Source organism: Rhodococcus sp. MALMAid1271 (assembly GCF_049195265.1).
In the GTDB taxonomy this organism is placed as follows: Bacteria; Actinomycetota; Actinomycetes; order Mycobacteriales; family Mycobacteriaceae; genus Rhodococcoides.
This window is the reverse complement of sequence record NZ_JBMIRQ010000071.1, coordinates 1-8,336: the sequence shown is the minus strand read 5'-3', so window position 1 is coordinate 8,336 and position 8,336 is coordinate 1. Positions and strand designations below refer to the sequence as shown.

Annotated in this window: 7 protein-coding genes and 1 pseudogene; 5 read left to right on the top strand and 3 right to left on the bottom strand. The window is 60.7% G+C overall.

Features of this window, described 5'->3' with window-relative positions:
* Positions 1 to 122 precede the first annotated feature (122 nt).
* Positions 123 to 1,520, top strand: coding sequence for an IS1380 family transposase (locus ACOQFP_RS10270; protein ID WP_075835702.1), 1,398 nt, complete (start codon positions 123 to 125; stop codon positions 1,518 to 1,520).
* 473 nt (positions 1,521 to 1,993) lie between these two features.
* On the opposite strand, the gene ACOQFP_RS10265 is transcribed toward ACOQFP_RS10270, so the two are convergent.
* On the bottom strand, positions 1,994 to 2,947 hold the full coding sequence (locus ACOQFP_RS10265; RefSeq protein WP_421584254.1) for a hypothetical protein: 954 nt from the start codon (positions 2,945 to 2,947) through the stop codon (positions 1,994 to 1,996).
* A gap of 517 nt (positions 2,948 to 3,464) precedes the next feature.
* Here ACOQFP_RS10265 and ACOQFP_RS10260 point away from each other — a divergent pair.
* Positions 3,465 to 3,792, top strand: a pseudogene (locus ACOQFP_RS10260) (uracil phosphoribosyltransferase); the annotation flags it as partial.
* Here ACOQFP_RS10260 and ACOQFP_RS10255 read toward each other — a convergent pair.
* Entirely contained in the window at positions 3,792 to 4,613 is an 822-nt protein-coding gene (locus ACOQFP_RS10255) for an ABC transporter permease (RefSeq protein WP_421584253.1), read from the bottom strand. The pseudogene ACOQFP_RS10260 and the gene ACOQFP_RS10255 sit on opposite strands and share 1 nt — an antisense overlap.
* Before the next feature lie 24 nt (positions 4,614 to 4,637).
* On the opposite strand from ACOQFP_RS10255, the gene ACOQFP_RS10250 reads away from it, so the two are divergent.
* Positions 4,638 to 5,495, top strand: coding sequence for a DUF1109 domain-containing protein (locus tag ACOQFP_RS10250; protein ID WP_421584252.1), 858 nt, complete (start codon positions 4,638 to 4,640; stop codon positions 5,493 to 5,495).
* Positions 5,496 to 5,905: 410 nt separating this feature from the next.
* Here ACOQFP_RS10250 and ACOQFP_RS10245 read toward each other — a convergent pair whose 3' ends face one another.
* Positions 5,906 to 6,559, bottom strand: a complete 654-nt coding sequence (locus ACOQFP_RS10245; RefSeq protein WP_421584251.1) for a hypothetical protein — start codon at positions 6,557 to 6,559, stop codon at positions 5,906 to 5,908.
* Between the two features lie 244 nt (positions 6,560 to 6,803).
* Here ACOQFP_RS10245 and ACOQFP_RS10240 point away from each other — a divergent pair, with 244 nt between their 5' ends.
* Both ACOQFP_RS10240 and ACOQFP_RS10235 read left to right on the top strand, forming a co-directional pair.
* Positions 6,804 to 7,358, top strand: a complete 555-nt coding sequence (locus tag ACOQFP_RS10240) for a DUF3558 domain-containing protein (RefSeq protein WP_421584255.1) — start codon at positions 6,804 to 6,806, stop codon at positions 7,356 to 7,358.
* 13 nt (positions 7,359 to 7,371) lie between these two features.
* Positions 7,372 to 7,773 carry a hypothetical protein gene (locus ACOQFP_RS10235; RefSeq protein ID WP_421584250.1) on the top strand — a complete coding sequence of 134 codons (402 nt, stop codon included), beginning with the start codon at positions 7,372 to 7,374 and terminating at the stop codon, positions 7,771 to 7,773.
* Positions 7,774 to 8,336 lie beyond the last annotated feature (563 nt).

The window sequence follows — 8,336 nt, the reverse complement described above, 5'->3', positions numbered from 1 at the left end:
AGCCTGAATCCACCGATAGAACTTCCATTGACCGGAGTGTCTAACTGAAGAAAGTGCCCCCTGAACTGGGATGATTTGAGTTCTCACGCAACAAATCCACCAGCTCAGGAAAGGCACTTCCAGTGAAAGTGTCCCACAAGTTCGTCGAAGATTCCGCAGTGTTCAACGAGAACCACATCGTCTCGTGCGCGGGACTGGTCCCGGTGATGACGTTGGCCGAGCAGACCAGGCTCACGGACCTCCTCGCCGAGAAGATCTCGATCACCGCCACGAAAATCGCATCCGGGGCAGCGAATCCGGCACCAAAATTGGTGACACTGATCGCCGGGATGTGCGCGGGCGCGGACAGCATCGACGACATCGACGTCCTTCGCTCCGGCGGCATGAAGGAGCTGTTCGGCAACGTCTACGCACCCTCCACTATCGGAACACTGCTGCGTGAGTTCACTTTCGGGCACAATCGCCAACTCGAATCAGTGCTGCGTGAACACCTCATCTCACTCGCCTCCCGCACCGATATTCTCCCCGGACTCGTCGATCACGCGTTCATTGACATCGATTCGCTGCTGCGCCCCGTTTACGGCCACGCCAAAGAAGGCGCCTCCTACGGACATGCAAAAATCGCCGGAAAGCAGGTCCTCCGCAAAGGACTCTCACCGCTCGCAACGATACTCAGCACCGCCGATTCCGCACCGGTCATCACCGGGATGCGGCTACGAGCAGGCAAAGCCGCATCGGGTAAAGGCGCAGGCCGGATGGTCACCCAAGCCATCGTCACCGCCCGAAAAGCGGGTGCGGTCGGCACGATCCTCGTTCGTGGCGATTCTGCCTACGGCACCCGCTCCGTCGTGACCGCTTGCTTGCGCTCAAAGGTCGAATTCTCGGTCGTGATGGCCAAGAACACCGCCGTCGCGCGGGCAATCGATTCGATTGCCGAAGACGCCTGGACACCCGTGAAGTATCCCGGCGCGGTACGAGACCCCGAGACCGGTGACTGGATTTCCGATGCCGAAGTCGCCGAAACCACTTACACCGCTTTCACTTCCACCAAGACCCCGGTCGCCGCCCGGCTGATTGTGCGCCGCGTCAAAGACGCACGATTCCCGGATACGTTGTTTCCCGTCTGGCGGTATCACCCCTTTTTCACCAACACCACCCGGCTCACCGCCGACGCAGATGTCACACACCGCCGGCACGCGATTATCGAAACCGTGTTCGCTGATCTCATCGACGGGCCACTTGCACACATGCCATCGGGGAAGTTCGGGGCAAACTCCGCCTGGGTGTTGTGCGCGGCGATCGCCCACAATCTGCTTCGGGCAACCGGCGTTCTTGCCGGCGACCGGCATTCACATTCCCGCGGGGCCACGCTCCGACGCAAGATCGTCAACATCCCCGCTCGATTGACTCGACCGCAACGAAAACCGATCCTGCGACTGCCCACTCACTGGCCGTGGACCGCTGTGTGGCTTCGACTGTGGGCCAACACTATCGGGTACAGCCCGCCACCCATCACTTGAAATCTGACCGAATCGCCGACAGCGGCCCGACACTCGTCAATCGTGGAAAAGCTGGGTAGACCAGCGGTCACGCCCTGCCTGGAAACAGTTCTTGCTCGTGTCGTCGATTCGGATCAACTTTCACAAGCTCATCGGTGGATTCAGGCTTAGCCGGAGTCTTCTTGGTGACGGCCGCTGCGTATGTCGCCATCGCGTTCGGTGTAAAGGCGGGCCGCAACGGGGCGAGGGTCACTGCCACTGTGCTCGCGTGCTTGTCCGTTTTTGGTTTATTGACCGGACCCACGGGCTGGCTGATCGTAGCGCTCGGCATTGTCGGGGTGGTCTTCATGTGGTTGAAGCCGTCGTCGGCATACTTCGACTACCGGAAGATGAACCGGTCAGGTGCACGTCGGTACTGACCACGGTTCGTGGGCAATCGGGGAGCCCGCTACGGTTCGGGCTTCCCGATTTCGAATAAGAGTGGCTAGCGGGTGTCAGCGGGTCACAGTGCTGCCCTCGACCGGGTGAGTTTCGCTGACTAACTTAGCCAGGCAATTGTCTCGCGAAAGGCCATTGCTTGAGCACCAATTGTTGGCCGCATCAGGAGTGCTGAATTCAATACCGGCGATAGTGACCCAGAAGTCGTCGTAGCTGAAGACGTTCCATTCCGCGGACCACATCAGCTTGACTTGTGGAAAACGTGACCTCAGCTCAAGGTGGTCGCGAAGGATCTCGGAACTGTTCCAGGTTATTCCTTCTGCTACGAGCCCGTTTCGTTTGGAACTGAGTTGAGGAACCCATCGCTCACCGACGTCGCGAATGATCATGGGTTTGTCGGTGTCGGCTATTGCTCGCAGCCCAGTTGCACTGGCGCTGTCAGCATCGGTGTACTCGGGCGCAGCCGCAGCGACCGCATCGATCGGGGGTGTTGTCTCGGAAACCTCGCCCGATTGGGGACCTTGGACACCGGACTCTTCTGTGTCCACGAAATAGCCGGAACTGGTCAGAGACTCAGGGGTACGCCAAAAACTTCCAATCGGAAATCTGAAGACGCGCGTGGCGGCAGACTGCTGGCTTTCGTCGGCAGGTACATAGAGAGGCGACCTCGAAAGGTCAAAAATTGCTGACGCCACGTCGGAGCCGGCTTGGCTCAACGTTATTCGTGTCCGACTCGATGAAAGAACGTCACCATCGGCGCATTGTGCTGCAACAAACATCGTGACTTCAAGCGAGCCACCCGCGCTCGTCACCTTCGTCGGAGTAAACGTCGGTTCCGAACTGCACTTGGTTACTGATGCGTTACCTGTATCGGTGTTTTCGCCCAAATCATCGGCGTTGTGGGGCTCAGCCAGCTGAGCGGCATCAGGTGCGTTGCCAGCAAGCAGGTCATCCGAAGGGGCGTTGCCGAAAGCATTCGTTCCGATCAAAATGGCACTCAATGCGAGCACTGCGACGACTCCTAGTGCGCCGACGATCAGTATCAACGGTTTACGTCGACCATCGTTGTCTTCCGGTGCTTGAGCGGATCCCGGAAAGATGGGCGCAGGAAACGAAGGGGTCTGAGACGTCGGCACCGGCTGCCGCGGTGACTCGGGCCGCGGAGGTGGCGGCGGGGGAGGAGGAGGCGGGGGAACTGACATCAGATTGCACTGCGCACGAGGCGCAAGTAATCAGCACTGCAGGATTTATAGATCACAGGCCTATATTTCCTTATAGCTTCGGTACCTGTCTGTCGTCTATTCAACGGACATCGACGGCTACCTTTACTTCCCTCCTCTGCACTATGTCTGCGCATCATCAACGGCCAGCCTCTAGGTCTCGGACAGCTCGGGTGGATTTGGCACGTGCCGATCAGGACGTCCCCGTTGTGACCGTTTACCTTTGGGCGCGGACGTGATGGTGCTCGACGAGCCGACCACCACCTCGACCGACGATGCCTGCTATAACGAGGGTCGGCAGTCGGGTGTCGTGTTCATCGGTATAGCGCGCGACGGCGAGACGCTCGAACCCGTGTCGTATCTGGAGTCTTGCCGGCCGACCTGTCCGGTACCCCGGTCTTTGTTCTCGATTTGACGGTCGTAACCGGTGGATCGATGGTTCGGACGATCGATCTGCTGGTTGCACGCGGAGCAACCGGCGTGGTGGTCGTGCCCCCCCCGAAGGCATTGCTGCTCGGGAGAAGACAATGTCATCCCGTCGGGTCGTCACCGATGCTATCGACGAAGTGCTCAACGATCGGGGCATCATCGTGCCCGGGCTGAGCGACGCGGGGGACCGTCAATTCGGACCACGTCACCGGCCGCCGTACTTCGAGGTGATGCGACTCTCCAACCACTGCAGGGCAATCGTCGGCGGTAGTGCCATCACGAGGATCAGTACAACCGTGCCCATGATGTTTTCCATCCGCACCAGGCTCACGTTGCGCAACAGTTCGTATCCCATGCCGCTGGACGACGAGAACATCTCGGCGAGAAGCAGTCCCAGGAACGCCAAGCCGAAGGTCATGCGCATACCCGTCGCCAGCGCCGGGAGCACGGCGGGAATTACGATCTGACGGATCAACCTGGGCCAGCTCACCTGCAGCGACGCCGCCATCTTCAGGTGGATTCTCTGAACCGATGCCGTCGCCTCGACCGCGACGAGGAACATCGGGATGAAGGCGGCGTAGAAGGAGAACCCGAATCGGCTCAGTGCGCCGATCCCGAGGAACGACAGGAAGATCAGGTACAGCACGATCTTCGGGATGCTGTTGATCGAGTAGACGATCGGGGCGATGGTTCGGGTCCAGAACGGACTCAGTCCCAGTGTCAGGCCGAGCAGTGAGCCCACGATTGTGCTGGCCAGAAACGCGAGCACAAGAATGCGCAGGGAGTCGCCGACGTTGGCGCGGAAGTCCGCCTTGCCCAGGTCCTCGACTAGCGAGGCCATGGCCTCGGCAGGCGTCGGGAAAATGAGACTGTCGACCAGAACTGCCGCTACCCACCAGATCAAGACCGCGACGACGGCCACGACCAGAGGAGGGCGGAACCGTCGGGCGTTGGTGCGGCCCGTAGACGAGGTCACCTTCGGGGGAATGGTCGGGGTGGTGGCTACCCTGTCCAAGGTGCTGCTCATCAGCGGCGCCTCCAATCGAATCGGTTGAGCACGAGAGAGATCAGCGAGGTCGAGGGCAGAGCGATCAGCGCCACGATGAGGATCCCGGCGTACATGTCGGCGATGTCGAACCCGTCGTATGCGATGGAGATGAAGTGCCCGAGTCCTTACGTCGACAACATGAACTCACTGACCAACACCGAGATCATGGCGTACGAGAGCTCGAGCTTGAGTAGGCCGCAGCGTGTAGGCAGATACTCTGACTCGATGGCAAGAATGGCATCGCTCGACAGGTGGGTGCATCAGCAGCTGACGGGTGAGCGGAGACGGTCGAAGCCACCCGGTCCAATATTGCTTACCTTCGTGACGGCCGCAGCGGCCGTATGGGTCTGCGTCAAACGGAATTGGTGGCCGTCGCCGTTCGGTGCCCACACCTGGGCCGACCCACTGTTGGCTCATCTAGTCGTACTTGTGGTTTTCGCCGTCACCGGCCTGGTGTGGGCGATCCGAACCCTCTACGTGCTCGGCCGTGATCGACGCTGGTCCTGGTGGACACTCCCTGCGCCCCTCGTCGTCGCCGCCGCGTTCGCATTCGTGGTGTGGGGGCCAAGTACGACCTTCCTCGACAAGCGCAGTGAGTTCGAGGCCATCGCCGTCGACATCCGAGAGAACCCCGGCATGTCCCGCGAGGAGTTCGAGATCGGACCTTTCGATATCAGTCGCGCACGGGGCGGCCCGTCGGGAGAAGTCTATTTCGTCGACAACTCGACCATCTTCTTCAGCTTTACGAGCGGGTGGGTGTACTCGCCTGATCATGAACCGGCAGGCCTGGGCAATGCCGATTTCTCCTGGGCTCACCTCGACGGCCCTTGGTACCGATACGAATCGGTGTACCGAGACTGATCTGCCGCATTCGGAAATGAACGGGTACAACGGAAAACGGCAGAAAGAAGCGAGCTGCGCATCGCCGACGGGACTACCGCCGGTGCCCGCAACGCGGGTCCTGACTACTTGTCGACGTGGAGCTGGGACCTGAACGGCAACCGCGTGCCTCTGGCTGAGGTTGCGACCGCCAGGCGTGTCAACTCATTCCGTACGCGAGATCGTTCTCGGTCGCAGGCGTACCGCCCCTGTCCATCAGAGCGTCGACGAGTTCGCAGAGCACACGATCGGCACCGGACTCAGTCCCACATCGGCGCTCTTGCTCACGCCCGACTCCACAGAGGCAGACACCGACTGCTTCGGCCCCCACAGATCCAAAGCAGTCAGTCACAGGAGTCGACGGGCCGCTGTGCCTCGCAAAGAAGGAGCTCCTACGCCGTCGTACGCAGGGCCCACGCCCGCGCGAGCGCAAAGGTCGCCACGAGTACGCACAAAACCGCCACGACTACCGCGACGAAAGTGGATGCCGTCGTAGAGAATCCGAGAATCCAGGCAGTCCCCATTCCGGCTAGGGTAGCCAGGACACCTCCTATCGGGAGAAAGGCGGCCACAACCTTGGTCGTCCGGGACGACAACGGATCATGGGTTGCCCTGAGCAGCAACCGAACCGAGATGACTCCGAGCACGTAGGCCAGAACTCCGGTGCCCGCGTATATCGGCAGCAGGTACTCGGTCGAGACGATCGAACTCGCACCGGAAAAGCTCGTTCCCAACAGAATCAGTACGGGCGTCATACCCAGCGTCACTCCGATCAGACCAAAAACGGCGACCAGCCCTACTCGGCGAGACGGATCGACGGCGAATCGAAAGCCGCACAGGTACAGCACCAGGCCTGCGAGCAAGCCGATCACTGCGCCGGCTGAAGCAGCGACGATGGGCTGCACCCATGGCCCCAGCGTGGTGTCCGGACCATAGAACGACTCGCCGGAGACGTACGCCGAGTACCCCGCAGTTGCAGTCGCCGAGTGACCCAGCACCGCGACCACTGCGCCGAGTAGAGCAAATCCGATTCCCTGTTTGATCACGCGTCAATGATGACGGATGTCCAATCTGCGTAGTCGAATTCGGCGGGTGTGTTGCGCGGTCGGCAACGGATGGTTCGGCCCCGCTGAGGCGTGGCCCGGGGATGCGACGACGTCCACCCGAGCGAGGTCGTCACACCCATTGGTAGACGCCGGGCGCAACTGCGCCCGGTCCGAGGGAACCGGTACGACGTTGGCTGCGTCCAATATCACGGATGGGTTCCATGGACGGAGGGCTGTGAGCAAGATGCGATTGGTGGTCGCGTGTGTGGTCGGTGTGGTTCTGGTGGCCGCTGGCTGCGGAGCCGCAACCGAAGGCGCGCCCGTCGCGGTACCGCCGACGACATCGGTGATGACAACCGCTCCAGCGAATGGTGCGTGGGATCCGTGCACCATCCCGGACTCTGCCATCGAAGCAGCAGGACTCGCCGTCGAGACCAAGTCCTCGAACCTGGTGGGAGATCTCCCGATCTCGGAAGACTGGATGACCTGTATCTGGACCAACCCTCTACCTACGCCGTGGTATTTCCTCGGTATCTTCTCGTCTACTGAAAGCCTCGACTATGTGCGCGATCGAGGACGGTTCGAGCAGTTCGAGCCGATCGAGGGGTTCGACGGCTTGCGGTTCCGCCGGACCACTCAGTACGACGAGGTGAATTGCGGCGTCGCCTTCGGGCACCCGAGTGGCGTGTTCTATCTGATCCTCGACGGCTTTCTATCGACCGAGCCTCTCGGCGACCCATGTGTCGAGGTCGAACGGTTGGCGCGTTCGCTTCGGCCGTCCCTGCCGTTAGCGAACTAGAAAAAGGAACCCGATGGCTTTAGAGATGAACCAACTCGCAGCGTCCATGCAACAGTGGCGGTCACTGTCGATGCAGGCAGAGTCCGGCCAACTCGAGATTCCCGAAGGCGTGGCGTTCCGGTGCGACGAGGTTTGCATCGCCTACATCAGGCATCTGGAGACCATGGTGCGAAAGACGGAATACCTCGTCGACGTCAAGGCGTTCGGTACCCTCGATTCTGCCCGCCAGCTCGGCGCAAAGTTCGAGAGGATTGCCTACAGTGGCGATCGATCGTTGCGGGTTGTGTTGATGCAACACATCGAGGTCATCGAGTTGATGCGGTCGGTGTTCAGGCGCTATTTCGATGAGGCTGAGTACACCGATCAGCGGACATTGACGTCCATCGGAGACATCGCGGAGAGTCTGGGCAAGTGACTTTTCAAGCAGAGGACCGGTGTTGGTCTACCGTCCGTTCGAATGAGGCTGCCCTGGTGTCTGATCGGAACGTGATCTGCGCCTGACTCGCTCAGGACGATCCGACGGCCGGCTGGTGGCGCTTTGTGCTCGAAGGGCGGCTACGCCAACAGTGAGGTCTGGATGGATCTTGCGAAACGCGCTGAGGCAGTGGGCTTCACGCCACAGACGTGGCTGATCTTCCGGCAGAGTCTCGAACCTGCTGACCTGAAGGAGCGGTCCCCGTCTCCTCCCGAGAACATGCCGAAACGGTGTCGAAACGGTGGTGGTCGACCCGAGGACTTCGCGGAGTGGCCATGGCTGTTCGAGGCGGGGAATCGAACGGGCGAGGCGACATGGCAGGCGCTTTCTCGATGAGCGACCTTCTCGGTCGTAAGTGCTCGTCGCTCCGGAACGGAACCGAACAGCCACTCGCTGCGTCTGATCTGTCGTGGGGTTCGACCTCCCCGCGCTCGGTCAGGGGGAGAAGATGCGGCTACCGGACAACATTCCACCCGTCGTGTATGTGCCGTGCACTGCGCATG